Below are 20,227 nucleotides of genomic sequence, written 5' to 3' on the forward strand. Positions count from 1 at the left end.
TGCTAATATACAAAATAAAAAACAGAAAAACAAATTAATTGTTTGATAACCAGCAATATAAGTATGCTTTTCCGTACGCCAAAAAACAAAAAAGTCGGAAGAAAAATTCTTCCGACCATGACTACCGAAATGGTCCTTTTTTGTTGAAGTTATAATTTATAAATAATTAAAGATCTCTGATTACATGTCCGGTTGATGTGAACGTATGATTTCCGCTCGAATCAGTATACGTCCCGTTTACAGTGAAATCAATATACGCTCCTACTGCTCCGAAATTAGTTACCTGAACCACTACATTTCCTGTAGTAGTGGTGAAAAATCCTCCGGAAAACTCAAAAGTATAATCCGTAGTAAAGCTTCCCGGAACTCCAAGCATATTATTTTGAATCATGAAGAAGGAGTATCCCTCAAGTGATGTAGACTTAATTCGTAATTATTAGATCCTGGGTTTCAACCGTTGTCATCAATTTTTAAATAAGTTTCATTTTTACATGAAAATATTAGCAATAATAACAAAAATAGTGGGTGAAATTTTCTCATATGCTATTAATTTTTAGTTTATACTAAAGTAATCATAAAATAGATAGATCTTCATTTTTATTAAATTTTCATCATATATTTTTTAAATCCAATCAATTTTCAATCTGCAATGTAACAAAGTTTCATGTTCAATTGTCTAATTATGTAGAAAGTCAAAAGAGGTTGAAATTTTAATTCAAAATTTTAATAACTGAAAATCAGTAAGTTAAATTCATTTTTAAAATATTTTAAGTACTTTGTATTGCATGATACTATTTTTATTACATATCTTTGCAATGTTAAATAATCATCCATACAAGCTATTAACAACTAAAAAATAATCATCATGAAAACTCAGATTCTAATTGCCGCCCTATTTTTCAGCGGACTTACAGCTGCCCAGCAGACAAAAGATTCTCTGAAAATAAAAAATATTGAAGCAATCAATATCAAGAAGCAGGTTTTCAAAAAACAAAGTGACCGTTTCATCTATGACGTAGCTTCTTCCCCTATTGCTAAGGGAACGAATACGTTCAATCTTTTGAAACAGACCCCGATGATTTCCAGTATAGACGGAAAATCTCTGAAGATCATGGGAAAATCTGATGTGGTGATCTACATCAACAATAAAAAAACGAATATGGATGCTGAAGCATTGATCGAAATGCTAAAGGGAACTCCATCTGAAGATATCCAGAAAATTGAAGTGATCACAACACCAGGAAGTGAATTCCAGGTAGAATCTAATGAAGGGGTCATCAATATTGTGATGAAAAAGAAGAAAAATGACGGCTACAACGGAACGCTTAAAATGAATAATGAGCAGGCTTACTATAATAACCCTTCGGCCGGAGCTTCCTTTAATTTCAGAAAAAACAAATGGTCCGTTAACTCCAATTTCAATACAGGAAGCTGGACAGACCGAGAAAGATATACTTTGTCAAACGGTGATTCAACTTTCAGAAATGAATCTTTCGGATATAATTCTGACCCAAATAAAAATGTAGGAGGAAGCGTTAATATTGATTATGAGCTTAATAAGAATCACAGTTTAGGGTTTACTTACAACATGAGATATAACAAAAGTTTCAACTCAATTCTTGATGTAACAAACTGGGAAAACGGGGCGCTTACCAACAGGACTGTAAACAATGAGAACGCACAGACCAGAAATCATTCTTTCAATTTAAATTATGAAATAAAAACGGATTCTATCGGAAGTAAACTAACATCTAACGTTTCTTATTTATGGTTCAACAGAAACAAAATGAGTACCAATGAAAGTTTTCCTTTAAATACTGATCCTGACAATAAGTACAGCGCATTGCAGCAGTCGGTTCCTCAGATCATTAATAATTATGCCGCGAATATCGACTATTTGAAGAAGACTGCTAAAGGTAATACATGGCTCATGGGAGTAAGCTACAACCATACGAATACGGATAATGATACCCGACAGGATAAAATTGAAAACGGGGCGATCATCAATGATGCCAATCAGACCAATCACTTCATTTATAAAGAAAGAATCCTGGGTGCGTATATTACGTATGAAAGAAAACTAAGTGAAAAGTTTTCAGGAAAAGTGGGAACCCGTTATGAGATCACAAGAAGCAGCGGTGAGATTCTTGGAAAGACAAGTTTCGACAGAAACTATAACAACATCCTTCCGTATCTTAACTTAAACTATGCCATCAATTCAGATCATAATCTTACCTATAGTTTCTCCAGCAGGATCAGAAGACCAAGGTTCTGGGAGCTGAATCCTTCAAGAACTTATTTTACGCCGAATAATTATACACAGAACAATCCGTTCGTACTGGCTTCTAAGTTTTATAACCAGGAAATCAGTTATATGTACAAAAATGCATTTTTTGCTAATCTGAGCTTCAATTATGTAGAAGATGCTTCCAACCAAATACCTCTTCAGGGAAGTGTGACGGGTCCAAAAAAAGACGCCAACGGAAATATGGTTATCACCACCACAAAATTCTTAAGATATATCAGAACTAACTATGGTAACAACAAACAGCTTGGACTGACCTTAGGAATGAACAAATCATGGTTCAAAGAAATCTGGACAACGAACTATTCTGTGAATTTAGGATACAATATCTATAGCGGAACGGTATCGGAAGATCCTACATCAGTTCCGGTTCCGGGACAAACTGAAGTTGTTGAACCTTATGTAATCAATTTCAAAAACTTTAATGTGTCCGGTAATATCAATAACAACATCCGTCTTTCTTCAAATAAGGACTGGTTCTTAGGAGTCAATTATTATTACGGCAGCAAAGTGAAAATTGAAAGCGGAACCCTAGGTGTAAGACAGAGCTTTGATGTCAGCCTAAAGAAAATCATGGGCAACTGGACCTTTGTAGCAGAAGTGTACGATCTATTCAACCAGAACTACAACAGCATTCAAGGGATACAGCCTAATGGAACTTACAATAATGTTGTCAACTTCGAATATCCAAGAATTCTGAACATCGGAGTAACCTATAATTTCGGAAACCAGAAACTTAAAAAAGCCAGAGAAATAAAATCTGCCAACGATGCTATAAAATCAAGAACCTAAGTATACCACAAAAAAAACCACAACCACTTCCGTTTTACAACGGCACTTAAATAAGAATAATCATGAAAAAGATAATTATACTGGCAGCAGCTATCTCAGGAAGCGTAGTTTTTGCCCAGGAAAAAAAATCCGATACGGTAAAAGCAAAGGTTATTGAAGGAATCACGCTGACGAAACAAGTCTTTAAAAAACAAAGCGACCGTTTTGTCTATGATGTTGCGGCATCTCCCGTAGCGAAAGGAAATACCACTTTTGACCTGTTGAAGCAGACTCCGCTTCTGTCTTCAACGGATGATAAAACATTAAAGATCGCCGGAAAAAACAATGCACTGATCTATATCAACGGAAGAAAAACCAATATGGATGCAGAATCTCTGGTACAGCTTTTAAAAAGTACGCCTGCAGAAAACATCCAGAAAATTGAGGTGATCACCGTTCCGGGTAGTGAATATCAGGTAGAATCTTCAGACGGAATCATCAATATCGTGATGAAGAAAAAGATGAGTGACGGACTGAACGGAAATATGAGAATGAGTAATATGCAGAACAAGTACAACGGTTCCAGCGCCTCACTTTCTCTGAACTACAGAAAGGATAAACTGGGGATCAGTGGTAATATTTTTACAGGAGAGAATATCCAAGCTCAGTCTTATGTTTTAAAAAACGGAACAAATCTCATTTCGAATGAATCTATAGGTGACATCAATGATCCTAATAAAAATCTTGGAGGCTATTTAAATTTCGATTATCAATTAACGGATAACAGTAATTTAGCACTTACCTGGAATTCATGGTACAATAAAAGTAATGATTCAACGGTAGACCTGCTGAATACATTGAGAAATTATAATACTGACGGAAGTTTAAAATCGACTGAATACAATAAATCGGAAAACAGGGAAAACGCCCATTATTACAACAACTCAGTGAACCTGAATTATGAATTAAAAACAGATTCGCTTGGAAGTAAATTAAATGTAAATGCAGCCTATCTGAACTACAGAAGATTTCAGTATTCTGATAACAGAACTTTGCTTCCGGGAACGTCAAATGATTTTTCACAATTACGACAAAAAATCATTCAGGACATTCCGCAGGTGATCAATAACTTCTCTGGAACTGTAGATTATATTCAGAAGTTTAAAAATGATTTTACCGTTTCTGTTGGAGGTAATTTCAATAAGACTAAAACAGACAATGACACAAAGAATTACAGTTATTTATATAATAAAAACGGAGATCTTGAAGGCGTAAAACCCGACTTTAATCACTTTATTTATGATGAAAGTATTTATGGGGTTTATTTAACTTTTGAAAAGAAATTTTCTGATAAACTTTCAGGAAAAGTAGGAGCAAGATATGAAATCACCAAGAGTTTGGGAACCTCTGACAATCCTCAAAATACGGAAGCTCCTTACCAGGAAATAGAAAGGAATTACAATAACTTTTTGCCTTATTTGAGCTTCAATTATGCGATTAATGACAAGAATAACATTTCATATGCTTTTTCAAGCAGAATGAGAAGACCAAGCTTCTGGGAATTAAATCCTGTAAAAAACATCCTTACCCAAGATAACTATACTCAGAACAATCCATTTGTCAAGTCATCTTCTACGTACAATCAGGAATTGACTTATATGCTTAAAAGCTCATACTTTTTAATTTTAAATCACTCTTATTTTAAAGATATCATTACTCAGGTTCCTTTACAGAGAGAAATTATAAGAGACGGGGTAGCTTACAGACAGTTAGCCTATATCAGAACCAATTTTGGTGACAAACAGGAAATGTCTGCCATGCTTGGGATGCAAAAAACATTTTTCAAGCAGTATCTGACGATGAACTTCAACATTGGAGTTCAACACAATATCAACAACGGAACATTGAATACAGATCCAACGACGGGACAGGTTTTTGACACGTATATCAATAAGACCAAATCGACAAGTATGGTGATTCAAACGAATAACACCATCCGTTTAGACAAAAAGAAAACATGGTTCCTGGGCGTTAATTATTTCTATGTGGACAAACAGCAGATCGAGCTGGGAATGCTTAAAAATTTAATGAGTCTGGATCTGAGCATCAAAAAAAACTGGAACGACTGGACTTTTGCGCTTAACGTAAATGATGTATTGAAAACAAATATTGTAGAGATCGAAGATTATCAGTCATCAGGAAATTACAACTATGTTAGAAACGATCAGTACAGAAGAGGCATGACGTTCAGTATAACGTATAACTTCGGAAATCAGAAAGTGAAAAAAGTAAGAGATATCGAAGGGGCATCAGATGCCATCAAGAGCAGAACAAGATAAAAGAGACTATCTTTCTTCATATTCAACTATTTTTGTGGTGAACCCATCGGTATTTCCGGTGGGTTTTTCTATCTTTAGAATCATGAATAAAAGTCTTCCGATCATCATCTTCTGTCTTTCTTTATGCTTTCTTTGGACAGGGTGCAAAGAAAAGAAAGTGACGTTGGGTAAAGACATCAGTTTTGAAAAAGAAGAAAACATCCGATACGGAAATGATTCCGAGCAGATACTGGATCTTTACCTACCTCATCAGGAACCTTCAAAAAAGAAAGACGCTTTCATCATCATTCATGGTGGAGGCTGGCGCGGTGGAGATAAATCCCAGCTTACCTTCTTTACACTTTCGATGATGCAGAAGTTTCCGGATCATATTTTTGTGAATATCAATTACAGGCTGGCTACAGCAACAAGTCCCGGTATTCCCAACCAAACAGATGACATCCAAAAAGTCATTCAGTATTTAGATAAAAAATTGAAATACAAACCCAGACTTATCCTTCTCGGCAACAGTGCCGGCGCTCATTTATCGATGTTGTATGCTTATCATTTTGATGTTGAAAAAAAGGTAAAAGCCGTTGTGAATATGGTAGGGCCTTCCGATCTGTCTGATCCCGGCTTTGAAAAGTATGCAGATTATTCATTTGTCAAAAACTATCTGGTGAATCCTAAGGTTGTGGTTTCCGGTAGGTCTAAAACCTCATTTGCAAGTCCCATCAGTTGGGTAGATTCCTCTTCCGCTCCTACTCTTTCCTACTATGGAAACAGAGACCAGGTCATTCCTTTATCACAAAAGAGAAGACTGGATTCCGTTTTCGCCCAAAATAAAGTAAGCTATGAAAGTTATGAATTCAACGGCGGGCATCTGGATTGGGATAAAGCTCCGAATGATGAGTTCCTGATTGATAAAATTGCGACTTTCCTGAAACAGCTGGATGAAAAAATAACCCATCGGTAAGAACTGTAACTATTTATAGATGAATGAAATATAAAAAAATTAACCTTGACCGTGTTGTGTCAAGTTTACTCTATTATTTTAAGTTATCTATAGCGCTTGCATCACTAACAATTCAGACAAATCAGGATGCTGGATATTAATTTTACCTTTTCCATCAGAAAACTTAAATTCTATTTGTGATACTTTTTTTTCATACGAATCTGTTTCTTCATTATAAGTCAAAACTTTATATTTGAGATTACAATTACTAATGTCTTTAAAATCACATAGTAAGGTTTCAACTATCTTAAAACGAATAAATAACTCATCTTTTTCTTTCTGTATAATTTTTAAATCAATTAAATCAGCTTGGATGTTATATCTTAATGGGGACATACCATTTATCTCCGTTAATAGGAAGTGTCTGTGCAAAATAAGTTAAATTAATAGGACAATGGTCTTTTAAGGTTTGGCAAAATAATGATTGCCAAACTTATAAAACTATAATGAGGAATATTTTTTTGCACATAAATTTAAGTTATTTTAATCCATTTTCTAAACATGTACCAATTCAGTATCCCTGTTAAAATTGTTATAAAAACAAATAGGTTATTGAGATTGTTTTTATCAAAAAAATAAACTATTACCAAATATACACCTAAAGTATAAAATATTTGAATCCAGATTTTATTACCAAATTTTACAACAATTAAATATAATATCAAATATAAGGGCAAATAAAATGTAATTGCTAAAAACAAAAAATCATAAATTAAAATTAATTGAAGTAAGAAACCATAAGAATAACTACTTTCTTGTAAGTTATACAGCTTATATAATTTAATATCACTCTCAGAATTAGATAAATACCCTAGAATTAATTGTAATATATTTTTAGCTGTAATACCAAAATACATAGTAGCTATAAGATTAGGTACATTATTCAATAACTTCATAATATTTAGTATTAATTGCAACCTAATGAACTTAAAGGAGCTGTACCTTTTAAAAAGTTTCTAATTTTTGTATAATTAGGTCTATAAGTTTTTTCTGGAAGTTTATTAGCATTTCCTCCTCTATCATTTATATACTTTGATAATTTATCTTGCATACCTTTCCACAATTGGTCAGCACCCAAGAATGCTGAAGCCGAAATTAAATAGTTAGCAAGATTAGGACTACTTGTTGCCACTTGAGATACTCTGTCAACACCTCTAGTAAATATGTACATTGTATTATTGCTTGGATCTACATAATAGCCAAACAATCTATTTCCAGCAACAGGGTGTACACCATCATAACCCATACTCATTGGAGCTTTTATTGTTGAAAACACCCATGCTTTAGGTCCAAAACCACTGCAAATTACTGTTCCATTATCAATTGGAATTTCGATATGAATTAGCGCACCTAGAGGATTTGATGAATTCCATAAAGCGGTATCATTAATTCCGTAATAACTGTCAACAATTGGTGTAAACTTCTCTGCAAACACATTTAAATTAAGTCTAAAAAAATTAAAAAACTCTTCAGGGGAATATTTTTGATTACTATTTGGTTTATTAGGTAAAGAATTAATTTGTACTGGAAATACATCCATATTTATTCTAGCACTTGCACCATCATCTAAATTTGTAATTTGCCAGTTACTCCACCAGCTTGTTTGGTTCTTAATATTTTGTAATTTTTCTTTTACTGATTGTGGAACATTATGTTGCGCTACTGTTTGCCAATCGTCCAATTCACTACAAGGAATATCTAGTAATCGGTTAGGATTTTGAGCAACTGCATCATTTAACGCATTAAGTCTGTTGAAGAAGTTTTGAAAGTCTTGTGTGTCACTTTCTAGCAAAGCAATTAGAGCCCAATGCGCAAATTTGAAATTACTTAATGTTAAATCTGGATTCGTATTATTTTGAGCGTTAAACCAATTTGCGGTTAAGGCCAACCTATCCGTCAGAGTATCATCAGCAGAGCCATGTGTTTTAAAATAACCCTTAATTGTTTGTAAAATAGGACTGTATGAGGCTAACATACTTTTTGTTGGAGATAAACTAAGCAGGTATGCCTGAACCTGAAGATTAAGTTGCCGTTCAGCCTCGCATGCAGCATCACCGCTAGCACAGGTATTATACATATCATCAAATGAATCAAATATAAAAGTATTATAAGGATTGGCAGGAGGATTATTTGTACTACTGCCAGAACCTCCCTGATTGCCCCCTGAAACAGTTCCTGAACCTGAACTTGACCCTCCTTGATTTCCTGATGGGTTACAATGAGTGTCATCCACAGACATCAATATAATCTGAGGAGAATCAACCCCTGTCAGAGCACATTGATTTGGATTCGTATGCTGATCAGAACTTGTACAAGGGATGACTTCATAATTTATTACTAAACATCCTATCTGCTCAGAGTAGGTATAGCCACCAGATGAATCTTTAGAATTCAAATTACTATCATTAATTTTATAGACACTTATTTTTCCTTTGATATCTTCAGGTTTCCCAGCATTTTGAAAAGCTTGTAATTCCTGTTTTGAAAGGTGATACTGCATAAGAAGTCCAGAATAACTGCCATCTATATTTTTTCTCACAACAAGATTTTCAATATCCTTGGATGGATATATTCTTTTTATTGCGAATGTATAAGTTGTAACACCGTTTTTTTCCATAACTCCAGCATAGTCCGTCATAATAACGGCTCCGTCCAAAAGCGGGTCATTTTTTTTATTTTTTAGGTCTGTAGAAAAAAGACGTGTTTGTATTCCTGATAGTTTTGACCACAGGTTTACATCTTTTTTTATTTCATTACCATTTATAACATAATTTTTTAAAGTGGAATTGTTTTGAGACTCTTGGTCAACATACAGACTTTCTTGTCTGCATCCAAAAAATAAGAATACTGATAGTATCAGTAAAAGATAATTGTTTTTTTTCATCATGTGTAATTTTTAAGATGCTAATGTATTGATTAGTTTGTTTCCCACAATGAAGAATTTTAATATTTTCGTGCAACTTATTGTAATTTCAAAAAATACCATACTATGGCATAATAACGCATTATATTATCTTTAAAAGGCAAAATATTTTTATAGATAAATTGGAAAATGTTTGATTTTTTTTACTAACAGATGATCTTGGTCCACTTCTGTTATACTTTATTCTGATTTTAAAATTTCCGTTCTCTCCGAAACTCCGTTGGCATTGAAGGCCTCGATCTGGAAATAGTAGGCATCGGTTCTGTCGGCTCCGGTGAAGAAATATTCATTCTTTCCGTACACCATAATGCTTCCGTATAATTTATCCGGAGATTTTCCCCAATAAATCACATATCCGTCTGCATCCTGGTTCTGCTGCCATTTCATCCATATACTTCTTCTTTCACCGAATTTCTTAGGTTCAGCTCTTAAAGGAACAAAACCTTCCACTTTCTTTGGCTTTTCTCCCGCTCCTTTTCCGAATACCCGGAAACCGCTCAATGCAAATTTTCCGGTAGGCATTTTCAGATTCTCTATTTTAAGAAATCTTGCCCGTGCAGGTTTTTCGAGTTCTATATAATCATGGGGAACATCTTTGGCATTTTTGCTTTTATCTACCACAACGTTCCATTTTTTCCCGTCATTCGATCCGTAGATCTTATACTGATGCATTTTGCCCAATGTTTTACCCATAAATTCAGCATCCTGATCGGCATAATTAATCTGGATCGCATTGATCGTGGAAACTTCTCCAAGATCCGTTTGAAACCATTCTCCTGCATTTCCGGTTTTTGCACTCCAGTAGGTTTTAATATCTTCATCTACCGCTAAATTAGGCTGATACCCTCCTAAAGTTGAGGAAACCTGAACAGGTTTGTTGTAATTTAACAGCATCCAGCCTGCAAAAAGGCCTTTTGAAAAATCTTTCCCCTGTGCAAACTGTGGCAGAAAGGTCGGATAATCTCCGTAAGCGGTATTGGTGTACATCACATCATCTTTATCAAATCCTGCAGGCCAGATTCCCAGTCTTCGTTCAAAATTATTTTTAGTGGAAATAAAGATGGTTGAAATATGCCACCAGTTTTTATAATTATCTTCGAAAGTAGCTCCGTGCCCGGCTCCTCTCGCAAAACCACCGGGTTTATAGGAAAACGGATTGTGCTGCTGGTACTCAAAGCCCTCCAGAGGATTTTTGCTGACATATACTCCATCAGAATACCCGCTGAATTCAGTAGCCGGAGCTCCATACTGCATATAATATTTCCCATTGTGTTTGGTCATCCACGCCCCTTCTACAAAAGGCTGAAGAAAAACATTGTCATTATATTCTCCAAATCTTTCCCAACCATGGTCTTCCGGCTTTAATCTGATGATCGGTTTTGTAAAACCTTCTGACTGAAGTGTTTTAACCTTTACTTCGGTTCCCAGTAACGGCCATTCGTTGCTGGATCCCCAATACAGGTATAATTTGTTTTTATCTTCGTCATAATGGAATGCCGGATCCCATGCCCCAACTTTTAAAGTATCAACAGCAATTTTCCAGTCGTCTTTGGTAGGATTGGTGCTTTTCCAGATCGGGAAATCCTGTTCCCAGGTAGATCCGTAAACATAGAGTGTATCTTTCATGGCCCAAACTGCCGGAGCATTCAGGTCATGGATGTATTTATTGTCTCTCAGGAATTTTCTTTTGACAAATTTCCAGTCCAGCATATCGTCACTGTACCAGTATCCTTCCTGATTGGTGGAGAAAAGAAACAATTTATTTTTAAAATTAACAATGACAGGATCGGCTGTTGCCCGGTGTTTCCCTTGTTTTGAGAAAACTTCAAACGGTGTATACCCATAATCGATGTTAATTGGGTTACAAAATGTTTTCTGCTGGGCGCCCACAAATATTCCCAACAGAACAGCGAATGATAAAAGGTACTGCTGCATCTTCATAATTTTTGCTTAAAAAACAAATTTAGTTAACTTTTTTGTCTTTTGTCTCAATTTGAAGAAATGAAACAGGTCAAAAAAATCCGGCCTTGGGACAAGGCCGGAAATATATGTTAAATAGAATTTTATGAAACTATTTTTTAGGAAGGAAAACCTCAGCAAGCATGCATCTTGCGCTTCCTCCTCCATTCACTTCGATCGTGTTCAGATCTGAGTAAATGATCTCACAGTATTTTTCAATGGCTGTCACCTGCTCAGAGGTCAAAGACTGGTACGCAGTCTGGCTCATCACTAGGAACTTCTCTCCGTCTTTATTCTGAACCTGAAGCATATTCCCTGCAAACTGCTGCATCTGCTCTTCTGAAATTTCTATGATCTCTTTTCCAGAGTTTTTAATAGTTTCAATAACCTTTTCTCGTTCCAGTTCATCATCGATACAATCTAAACAAATCACAACAAATTGGTCTGCCACACACATCATAACGTTGGTGTGGTAGATAGGAAGTCTTTCTGTTCCTACGGTCTGGTAAGAATGGAAAACGATGGGCGTAAAGCCATATTTTTCGCAGAATTCTCTGAATAAATTTTCGTCAAGTCGTAAAGAAACAGAACCATAAGCGATCTTGCTATCGTGGTCAAAGATCATACTTCCGGTTCCTTCAAGGAAATGGCCCTGAGTTTCAGAAAATGACCAATCATCAATTTCTGCAACTTCATATCCCTGATTTTCGATACTTTCAAGAATATCCTCTCTTCTTTCCACTCTTCTGTTCGAAGCGAACATCGGGTATAGAACGACCTTTCCGTCTTTATGGAAACTTACCCAGTTATTGGGGAAAATAGAATCCGGAGTATGAGGATCCAATGTATCTTTTATGGTGATCACATTCACGCCTTTGCTTCTCAGCTTTCCAACAAAACTATTGAATTCTGCCAAAGCTTTAGCTTGAATATCAGAACCTTTCTGTTCAACCTGAAAATAATTATTCTTTGCCGTTTCAGCGTTGTAGCCGAATGCGATCGGCTCTATCATTAATACTGTATCTGTTGTTTGCATTGTTTTAGATTTAAAAATTAAAAGATTGAAAGATTAGAAAACCTATCTACTCTCAAACACTCTAACTCTCCTACTTAAAATGATTACTCTCTCACCAAAGGCATTGTAGAGCAACGTAAAAGGCCACCCATTTTAGAGATTTCCCGGTAAGGAATTTCCTCTACGGTCATTCCCCACTCGTTTCTCAGGTGGTTGTTCATTCTTGTGAATGTTTTGTCTGATACCACAACGTCCGGAGAAATTGAGAAAATATTAGGGAACATTTCAAACATTTCTTCATCATTGAGATGGAAACAGTTTTCTTCTCCAAAAATATCGATGATCAGGCGGTAATCGCTTTCATCTACAAATCCATTTTTATAAATAAGGCACTTATCTTTCCCTACCGGATTGAATGTGCAGTCCAAATGTAGGATCCCTTCAAAGGGAATTTTATCATTTTTCTTTAATTCCAGATCGATGATTCTTTTCTTCGGAAAATATTCTTTTAGAATTTCAATCGCGTACTCGTTGGTTCTCGCGGTTTTATAGTTTCTGTAATCTTCGCTGAAGCACGTTCCTATGAAAAGGAAATCGTCCCATACAATCACGTCTCCACCTTCGATGTGTGCCGTTTCCGGAAGATTGATGATTTTTCTCCAGGCTACTTTCTCAAAAACTTTTTTATAGGCTTCCTGTTCGTCGGCTCTGTCTGCGATCACGTTTGAGATGATCATTTTATCGTCGATCACAAAAGCTACATCTCTTGAAAAAACCTGGTTGTAATCTTTGATAATACTCGGACGAAGTACCTCTACATCATATTTCTTAAGGACTGCTTCAAAAGCATTCATTTCGTTGATGATATCCTCTTCTTTAGGATACATATTGTTTTCGATGGAGTAATATGACTTGGCGTCATAGCTCTCCTCTAGTGTGGGAACAGCTCCCATTGAATTAGGTTGGCCTAGAACTACTGATTTCAGCCTGCCCGTTTCGTTTTTAATGTTTAGTCTCATAAAGATTTATGCAATACTACAAATATAAGTAAAGGTCTCTATCTGGAAAACTTTTGATTTGTTTTATGCATCAAATTTGATTTTATTACTACTTAAGCTTTCAAGCAATACAAATATATTTTATGTTTAAATTTCACATTCTAACCCGTATCCACATTATATTTTCACTATAAACCATCTACAACTGACTATTTTTCATCTACATAAGGAACATAAAATCGCAAATCATATTAAATAATTTCCTATCTTAGTGATATAATTTCAATGGAATTATATTTTTAAAACTTAACTATTAACACCAAAAAATCAAAGTCATGAACAAGAAAAATCCAGTGCTGAAAAATGCACAAAAATTAGGAAGAAACGAGCAAAAATTAATCACGGGAGGAGGTATAGACAGACCTAGATACTGCTGTGAATGGGATGAGAACGGAAAATGTATGATTTGGACGTGCGGCAACTGTGTTTGTCCATAATCAAATTAATAAACCTGCTTGTAACAAGCAGGTTTTCTTTTGTTATCTGGCCCTGTTTTCTTCTTCCATCTTCTGAAGTTCTTTAACCTGATATTTCGAACTTCCAAAACTGTACCCTACCGAAACAACAAGACGGCTACTGTCCCACCAATGGGTTAAGCGGTTATCCATGATCTGTTTATGCCTGAATTCCAGCTGCTGGTCGTAGGAATCAAAAATATTGTTATAGCCGATTTTTGTATTCAGGGTATTATTAAACCATGATTTCTGCACAGACAGATCCACTGTATATCTTGGCTTTATAATGTACAGACTGTTTCCGGTTTTGGATTCATAATTCGCAAAGAGATTAACCGTATATCCCCTTGGCAATGAGAAAACCTGATTAATCCTTATTTCATAATTATAGACTTTTAGCGCAAAGACCTCATCGAGATAGGGTCTGAATTCGTCGTTGTAATACCCTGTAATCTGACTGTTGATATTCCACCATCTCGTCACTTTCATCGGAAAACTGGTTTCCAAAGAGGCAAATTTCCGGTAAGGAAGATTGGTTCCCAGATATTCCAGCACATTGGTTTTGGGATTGTACAGGGGATAGCGCGTCATTACATCTTTTTCTTTACCTGCAGTAAAGCTTGTCACCCAGCTTTTATAGCGATAGGTAAGTTTGATCTGACTCGTAAAAGAAGGCTGCAAATACGGATTTCCAATCCAGTAATTCAAAGGGCTGAAATAAACGCGGAACGGATTGAGCTGCGAAAATACAGGTCTTGTCATCTTCCTACTGTACGACAGTGACAATTCATTAGATTTATTAAATGTATAAGCTGTGCTGAAAGACGGCAGCCATTCCAGATAATTTCTTGATACCACAGAATCCTTGGTAACAGCATCAGAAATACTTCCTGTATTTTCAAATCTGAGCCCTCCATTGATCTGAAGTTTTCCCAACTTCTGCCTGTACGATACGTAGCCTGCCCAAATCTTCTCCTGGTAAGAAAACATATTGCTCCGCTCAGGATCAAAGACAAAACGGTCATTGACAGACAGTGTATCATATCTGATATTATTATGAGTGGTGGAGTGACTGTATTTTATTCCGGCTTCGATATCTGCATTTCCGATCTTTTGAGAAACATCAATCTGGGCAGTCTGGATGTCAATTTTATTAAGCAGATCAGATTTCCAGTAGGACAATAGTTCAGTTGTTGGTTTATCTCTATTGATAAAATCATCTTTCTGCTTATTTTTAACGGAGAGATAATTTCCTAAAAAGTTGAGTTTAAAGCCTTTGTTTTGAAATGAATAATCAGTGTTCAGTCCATAATTTTCCTGGGAATAGTCTGTAGGATTTTCACTTTCGGTATTAAAAATCAGCTGCGATTCATCTTTATTTGTTGTATAAAGGGAACCTGAGCGAATCCGGTCACTGGTTCTGAAATTCCCTCTTACGTTAAGGCCTACTCTACTTTTATCGTTCAGCCTAAAATCTGCACCCGTCTGGATACTGTACACCTTTCCTTCATCTTCCTGATAGGTATTGGTACGCATGACGTTAGTATTCGCCAGCTTTTGCAACGCATGATAACGATAGGTAGAAATCCTGTTATTATAACCTGACTGGAAGCTATAGGCTATTTTTTCCGTGTTATAAGACAGGTTTAAAGAGTTTTCCCGGTAGCTGTACTTGTTGACATATGTATTTCCACTGTAATTTCCTTTCCAGCCGAGATTTCCGTTTCTTTTTAGTCTGATATCGATAATTCCTTTAAATTCTGCATCATATTTTGAAGAGGGATTGGCATTTACTTCAACAGATTCAACCATTTCCGGCGGCAGCGAACGAAGATAGGACTGTAGTTCCTGACTGCTCATAGCGACAGGTTTTCCATCAATAAATATTGCCGGTGTAATTCTTCCACCCATAAAAATACTGCCTTCCTGATCTATGGAAACTCCTGGTGTCTTTCTCAGAACTTCCAGAAGATTGGCAGATGTTTTAAAGTCTTTATTTCCGGAAACACTCATCACGATATTTCCGTCATTGAGTTTGATACTTCTCGCTGTTGAACGAATCACTACTTCTGAAATATTTTCGGTAGCGGGTTCCAACTCAATCAAGGAAAAATCTTCTGTCTTATCCAATTCTCTCGTTTGATACCCATCTTTACGAATCAGAATATAAGTGTTTACGGAAATATTGGTAAGCTGAAAAAGCCCTGAAGAATCACTCAAAACTTTTTGAATCATCTGCCGGTCAGATTTATTGAGCACTGAAACTTCAGCCTGAGAAATGACATTCTTTGTTTCGGAATCCTGTACTTTTCCTTTTACAGTTTCCTGAGCTTTTCCGAAATAGCCAAGAAATAAGAGCAGTAAAACCCATAATTTGATATTCATAAATTTAAATTTTATGAAACCAAAAGTAGCTGGCTGTTCGAAAAATCGGGTTTTGAAGTTTAAATTCCGCAGTACGAAATTATAATTCTGAACTCTGGAACCTCACCTCAGAAGGGGGTTTGAGACTGCTTGTATAAAAGGGGTGTTGTATTTTTAATTTTTTTGAAGGTAGAAAAGAAAGTAGACTTCGAATTAAACCCAACTTCGTAACCGATCTCTTCAATCTTCAGAAAGGAACCGTTTTCTATTTTTTGACAGGCTTCACCAATTCTGTATTCATTGATGTACGTTGCAAAACTTTTCTCAAGATTATCATTCAGCAATTGGGAAAGCTGATGGGCAGACATATTCATCCTAGCGGCAAGATCACCTAATTTAAGATTTGGATTTTTGTATAATTCTTCGGAATCCATGAGTCTTTCAAGTCTTGAAACAAAACTTTCGGCAAGATCTCCTGAGATCTTTTTATTGGTGTATTTAGGAATGTCTTTTACAGCAGTATGTTCATTCTTTTTACTGAACAGAATTAAAAAATTAGCATACAGTACAAAGGAGAACAGCAAACTTCCACTGGCGCAGTAGATCTGTACCCATCCTGTAGAAATTAACTGATAGGCCAGGAAAATGATTGCATTGCTGATAAGTACCGGAAGAATAAATTGATTGGAATTTCTTACGGTATGCTTTGAAAAAATATAATACTGATACACGGAAAGCAATACAAATATTGACCAAACTGTGTAAATAAAGGTTCCGAAATATTGGTCCCAGGTAACTGGAAAGAATAAATACAGAAGCCCAACCACCCCGAGGACCAGTGTCAGAGCTCCAAAAGATGTTCTGCATTGTTTTAAATCAAATTTTTCCTGCAGGAATGATGACTTGATATAGTAATACAAAGCCGGCCCGGTAAAGAACAATGCAGACATTCCCAGATGGGGAATAATCCTCGGCAAGTCCGGATAGAAATACATAAAAACCGAAATTCCGACTCTGCTACTTAAAGTCAATAAAATCAGACCTAAAAAGAAATCCGGAATGTATTTTAGTTTTTTGACACACAGAAGATAGATTCCCAGCAGCAAGCCATTAAAGGCTCCCACTGCACTGAAGAAAAATAACATCTGCTGTCCGAAAGTCATGATAATTGTTTTTTATTTTTTCGATATTTAGCTTTAGCCAAAACCTATTGAAAGTGATCAACTTATGAAGGTAAATTTAATAAAATTATCAATTCCAATTTTATAAAAATGGTCAACGATCTAAAATAAAAAATCCCAAAGCAAGCTTTGGGATTTTGATTATGATAAAAACAGGAATTATCTGTTTGTAATATCGATGTAATCTCTTTGTTGAGCACCTTGGTACACCTGTCTTGGTCTTCCGATAGGATCTCCTTTCATTCTCATTTCTTTCCACTGAGAAATCCATCCCGGTAGTCTTCCTAATGCAAACATTACAGTGAACATTTCTGTAGGAATTCCTAACGCTCTGTAGATGATACCTGAATAGAAATCTACGTTTGGATATAGCTTTCTTTCTACGAAGTATTCGTCTTCAAGAGCTACTTTTTCCAACTGCATTGCAATATCAAGCGCTTTATCCTGAATACCTAATGCGCTAAGGATATCATCAGCTGCTTTTTTAATTATCTTCGCTCTTGGGTCAAAGTTTTTGTATACTCTGTGTCCAAAGCCCATTAGACGGAAGTTATCATTTTTATCTTTTGCTTTTGCTACCCATTTGTTAACATCTCCACCATCTTTTTCGATCAATTCCAGCATTTCGATCACAGCCTGGTTAGCACCTCCGTGAAGTGGACCCCAAAGTGCAGAAACACCTGCAGAAATAGAAGCGAAAAGACCTGTATGAGCAGAACCTACCATTCTTACTGTAGAAGTAGAACAGTTTTGCTCGTGATCAGCGTGAAGGATTAATAATTTATCAAGAGCATCTACAATTACCGGGTTTACTTCGAAATCCTCGTTTGGTAATCTGAATGCCATTTTGTAGAAGTTTTCTACATAGTTCAGGTTGTTGTCTCCGTGGTTAAGTGGAAGACCCTGCGTTTTTCTGTAGGTCCATGCGCAAAGGTGAGAGAATTTAGCAATCATCAATTCTGCAGCGTGGTCCATTTCTTCTTTAGAGTTTACGTTAACGGCTTTAGGATTAAAAGCTGTCAAAGCGGAAGTTAAAGAAGATAAAACTCCCATAGGGTGTGCAGAACGAGGGAAAGCATCGATGATTTTTTTCATCTCCTCTGCTATGAAGTTATATTTTTTAATATTGTTGTTGAAAGAACTGAACTGATCCTGATTAGGTAATTCACCATTTAATAAAAGGTACATTACTTCTGTAAAGTTAGATTTCTCAGCAATCTGCTCGATTGGATACCCTCTATAGAATAATTCTCCTTTATCTCCGTCTAAGTAAGTGATGTCGCTAAGAGTAGCTCCGGTATTTTTGTAACCTAAATCCAGAGTGATCAAACCTGTCTGGTCTCTTAATTTTGAAATATCAATTCCTCTGTCTCCGATAGTACTATCCACGATTGGATATTCATATGAATTACCGTCGTAATTCAATATTACTTTGTTGTCTGACATTTATTTATTTTTTTTTAAATATACTACTTTCCATAAAATACGGCAAACAAAAAATATCGCTTGCCGTCATTTATAAATTCAATTATCTTTTAATTTTAAATGCTTCTAATCCTGGGAAAATTGCAGTATCGCCTAATGCTTCTTCAATTCTCAACAACTGGTTGTACTTCGCCATTCTGTCTGATCTTGAAGCAGATCCTGTTTTGATCTGTCCGCAGTTCATAGCTACTGCTAAGTCAGCGATTGTGGAATCTTCAGTTTCTCCTGATCTGTGAGACATTACTGAAGTGAATTTGTTATTCTGAGCCATCTGTACGGCATCCATTGTTTCAGAAAGAGAACCGATCTGGTTTACTTTTACAAGGATAGAGTTGGCAATACCTTCTTTTACTCCTCTTGATAATCTTTCTACATTCGTTACGAATAAATCGTCACCCACAAGCTGTACTCTGTCTCCGATCTTATCGGTAAGCATTTTCCATCCTTCCCAGTCATTTTCCTGCATACCGTCTTCGATAGAGATGATTGGATATTTAGCGGCTAATTCAGCAAGGTAAGAAACCTGCTCGCTGCTGGAGAACTGAGCAGCATCCGGAGTCTGGAATTTTCTGTAATCGTAAATTCCGTCTTTATAGAATTCTGAAGCGGCACAGTCAAGCGCTAACATGATATCGTCACCTGGCTTATAACCTGCTTTTTCAATTGCCTGAAGCAATGTATCCAAAGCGTCTTCAGTTCCTTTGAAAGTAGGTGCAAAACCTCCTTCGTCTCCTACAGCAGTAGAAAGACCTCTTGAATGAAGAATGGACTTCAGGTGATGAAAAATCTCAGTTCCTTTTCTCAATGCATCAGAGAAAGATTCTGCTTTTACCGGCATTACCATAAATTCCTGGAACGCGATAGGCGCATCAGAGTGAGATCCACCGTTGATGACATTCATCATAGGAACAGGAAGTGTGTTGGCATTAACTCCTCCTACATATTTATATAACGGTATTCTTAGTTCAGCTGCTGCTGCTTTTGCGACAGCTAAAGAAACTCCTAAAATTGCATTGGCCCCAAGGTTTCCTTTGTTGGCAGTTCCGTCTAGATCAATCATGATCTGGTCGATAAAGTTCTGCTCAAAAACCGGCTGTCCGATTAAGTTTTCTGCAATTACTTCTTTTACGTTTTCAACAGCTTTCAGAACTCCTTTACCCATATAAATTGAACCACCGTCACGTAATTCCACTGCTTCGTGTTCACCTGTAGATGCTCCTGAAGGTACCGCAGCACGTCCCATGGCTCCGCTTTCCGTAAATACATCTACTTCAATGGTAGGATTACCTCTGGAATCCAAAATTTGTCTCGCTTCTATGAAAGAAATTGCACTCATATTGTTTAGTTTTAAACCGTCCGCAAAGCTTCAAGTTGTTTA

At 36.2% G+C, this 20,227-nt stretch carries 14 protein-coding genes; 3 read left to right on the forward strand and 11 right to left on the reverse strand.

Annotation, left to right across the window (positions count from 1 at the left end):
- Window positions 1–166: 166 nt before the first annotated feature.
- Window positions 167–391, reverse strand: a complete 225-nt coding sequence (locus HHL23_RS18990; protein WP_169236347.1) for a hypothetical protein — start codon at window positions 389–391, stop codon at window positions 167–169.
- A 474-nt stretch (window positions 392–865) separates the two neighbouring features.
- Here HHL23_RS18990 and HHL23_RS18995 point away from each other — a divergent pair, with 474 nt between their 5' ends.
- The 3 genes from HHL23_RS18995 (at window position 866) to HHL23_RS19005 (ending at window position 6,370) form a co-directional block, all read left to right on the forward strand.
- Window positions 866–3,097 carry an outer membrane beta-barrel family protein gene (locus HHL23_RS18995; protein WP_169236348.1) on the forward strand — a complete coding sequence of 744 codons (2,232 nt, stop codon included), beginning with the start codon at window positions 866–868 and terminating at the stop codon, window positions 3,095–3,097.
- Window positions 3,098–3,159: 62 nt separating this feature from the next.
- Window positions 3,160–5,415: a TonB-dependent receptor domain-containing protein gene (locus HHL23_RS19000; RefSeq protein WP_169236349.1), complete on the forward strand. Its 2,256-nt coding sequence runs from the start codon at window positions 3,160–3,162 to the stop codon at window positions 5,413–5,415.
- Complete coding sequence (locus tag HHL23_RS19005; RefSeq protein ID WP_228464864.1) at window positions 5,390–6,370, forward strand: alpha/beta hydrolase; 981 nt, start codon at window positions 5,390–5,392, stop codon at window positions 6,368–6,370. Before HHL23_RS19000 ends, HHL23_RS19005 begins: the two co-directional genes overlap by 26 nt.
- Window positions 6,371–6,457: 87 nt before the next feature.
- Here HHL23_RS19005 and HHL23_RS19010 read toward each other — a convergent pair whose 3' ends face one another.
- The 10 genes from HHL23_RS19010 to eno form a co-directional block, all read right to left on the reverse strand.
- Complete coding sequence (locus HHL23_RS19010) at window positions 6,458–6,745, reverse strand: hypothetical protein (RefSeq protein WP_169236350.1); 288 nt, start codon at window positions 6,743–6,745, stop codon at window positions 6,458–6,460.
- Window positions 6,746–6,882: 137 nt separating this feature from the next.
- The gene (locus HHL23_RS19015; protein ID WP_169236351.1) at window positions 6,883–7,305 is read right to left on the reverse strand and encodes a hypothetical protein; all 423 of its coding nucleotides are present in this window, start codon (window positions 7,303–7,305) and stop codon (window positions 6,883–6,885) included.
- Between the two features lie 11 nt (window positions 7,306–7,316).
- Window positions 7,317–9,296 carry a hypothetical protein gene (locus HHL23_RS19020; protein ID WP_169236352.1) on the reverse strand — a complete coding sequence of 660 codons (1,980 nt, stop codon included), beginning with the start codon at window positions 9,294–9,296 and terminating at the stop codon, window positions 7,317–7,319.
- Between the two features lie 216 nt (window positions 9,297–9,512).
- Entirely contained in the window at window positions 9,513–11,267 is a 1,755-nt protein-coding gene (locus tag HHL23_RS19025; RefSeq protein WP_169236353.1) for a discoidin domain-containing protein, read from the reverse strand.
- 136 nt (window positions 11,268–11,403) lie between these two features.
- Window positions 11,404–12,327: a citrulline utilization hydrolase CtlX gene (ctlX, locus tag HHL23_RS19030; protein ID WP_169236354.1), complete on the reverse strand. Its 924-nt coding sequence runs from the start codon at window positions 12,325–12,327 to the stop codon at window positions 11,404–11,406.
- An 83-nt stretch (window positions 12,328–12,410) separates the two neighbouring features.
- A complete protein-coding gene (locus HHL23_RS19035) occupies window positions 12,411–13,325 on the reverse strand; it encodes a dimethylarginine dimethylaminohydrolase family protein (RefSeq protein WP_169236355.1) in 915 nt (304 codons plus the stop codon).
- A gap of 518 nt (window positions 13,326–13,843) precedes the next feature.
- Window positions 13,844–16,204, reverse strand: coding sequence for a TonB-dependent receptor domain-containing protein (locus tag HHL23_RS19040; RefSeq protein WP_228464866.1), 2,361 nt, complete (start codon window positions 16,202–16,204; stop codon window positions 13,844–13,846).
- 107 nt (window positions 16,205–16,311) lie between these two features.
- Window positions 16,312–17,346, reverse strand: coding sequence for a helix-turn-helix domain-containing protein (locus HHL23_RS19045; protein ID WP_228464868.1), 1,035 nt, complete (start codon window positions 17,344–17,346; stop codon window positions 16,312–16,314).
- A gap of 177 nt (window positions 17,347–17,523) precedes the next feature.
- Window positions 17,524–18,810: a citrate synthase gene (locus HHL23_RS19050; RefSeq protein ID WP_169236356.1), complete on the reverse strand. Its 1,287-nt coding sequence runs from the start codon at window positions 18,808–18,810 to the stop codon at window positions 17,524–17,526.
- Between the two features lie 82 nt (window positions 18,811–18,892).
- A complete protein-coding gene (gene eno, locus HHL23_RS19055) occupies window positions 18,893–20,185 on the reverse strand; it encodes a phosphopyruvate hydratase (RefSeq protein ID WP_076507019.1) in 1,293 nt (430 codons plus the stop codon).
- Between the last annotated feature and the right edge of the window lie 42 nt (window positions 20,186–20,227).

It is taken from the genome of Chryseobacterium antibioticum (genome assembly GCF_012927325.1).
Classification (GTDB): domain Bacteria; phylum Bacteroidota; class Bacteroidia; order Flavobacteriales; family Weeksellaceae; genus Chryseobacterium; species Chryseobacterium antibioticum.

Excerpts from the sequence above, each read along its gene's own strand:
- HHL23_RS18990 (WP_169236347.1), bottom strand. The coding sequence starts at position 391 with ATGATTCAAAATAATATGCTTGGAGTTCCGGGAAGCTTTACTACGGAT.
- HHL23_RS18995 (WP_169236348.1), top strand. The coding sequence starts at position 866 with ATGAAAACTCAGATTCTAATTGCCGCCCTATTTTTCAGCGGACTTACA.
- HHL23_RS19000 (WP_169236349.1), top strand. The coding sequence starts at position 3,160 with ATGAAAAAGATAATTATACTGGCAGCAGCTATCTCAGGAAGCGTAGTT.
- HHL23_RS19005 (WP_228464864.1), top strand. The coding sequence starts at position 5,390 with ATGCCATCAAGAGCAGAACAAGATAAAAGAGACTATCTTTCTTCATAT.
- HHL23_RS19010 (WP_169236350.1), bottom strand. The coding sequence starts at position 6,745 with ATGTCCCCATTAAGATATAACATCCAAGCTGATTTAATTGATTTAAAA.
- HHL23_RS19015 (WP_169236351.1), bottom strand. The coding sequence starts at position 7,305 with ATGAAGTTATTGAATAATGTACCTAATCTTATAGCTACTATGTATTTT.
- HHL23_RS19020 (WP_169236352.1), bottom strand. The coding sequence starts at position 9,296 with ATGATGAAAAAAAACAATTATCTTTTACTGATACTATCAGTATTCTTA.
- HHL23_RS19025 (WP_169236353.1), bottom strand. The coding sequence starts at position 11,267 with ATGCAGCAGTACCTTTTATCATTCGCTGTTCTGTTGGGAATATTTGTG.
- ctlX (WP_169236354.1), bottom strand. The coding sequence starts at position 12,327 with ATGCAAACAACAGATACAGTATTAATGATAGAGCCGATCGCATTCGGC.
- HHL23_RS19035 (WP_169236355.1), bottom strand. The coding sequence starts at position 13,325 with ATGAGACTAAACATTAAAAACGAAACGGGCAGGCTGAAATCAGTAGTT.
- HHL23_RS19040 (WP_228464866.1), bottom strand. The coding sequence starts at position 16,204 with ATGAATATCAAATTATGGGTTTTACTGCTCTTATTTCTTGGCTATTTC.
- HHL23_RS19045 (WP_228464868.1), bottom strand. The coding sequence starts at position 17,346 with ATGACTTTCGGACAGCAGATGTTATTTTTCTTCAGTGCAGTGGGAGCC.
- HHL23_RS19050 (WP_169236356.1), bottom strand. The coding sequence starts at position 18,810 with ATGTCAGACAACAAAGTAATATTGAATTACGACGGTAATTCATATGAA.
- eno (WP_076507019.1), bottom strand. The coding sequence starts at position 20,185 with ATGAGTGCAATTTCTTTCATAGAAGCGAGACAAATTTTGGATTCCAGA.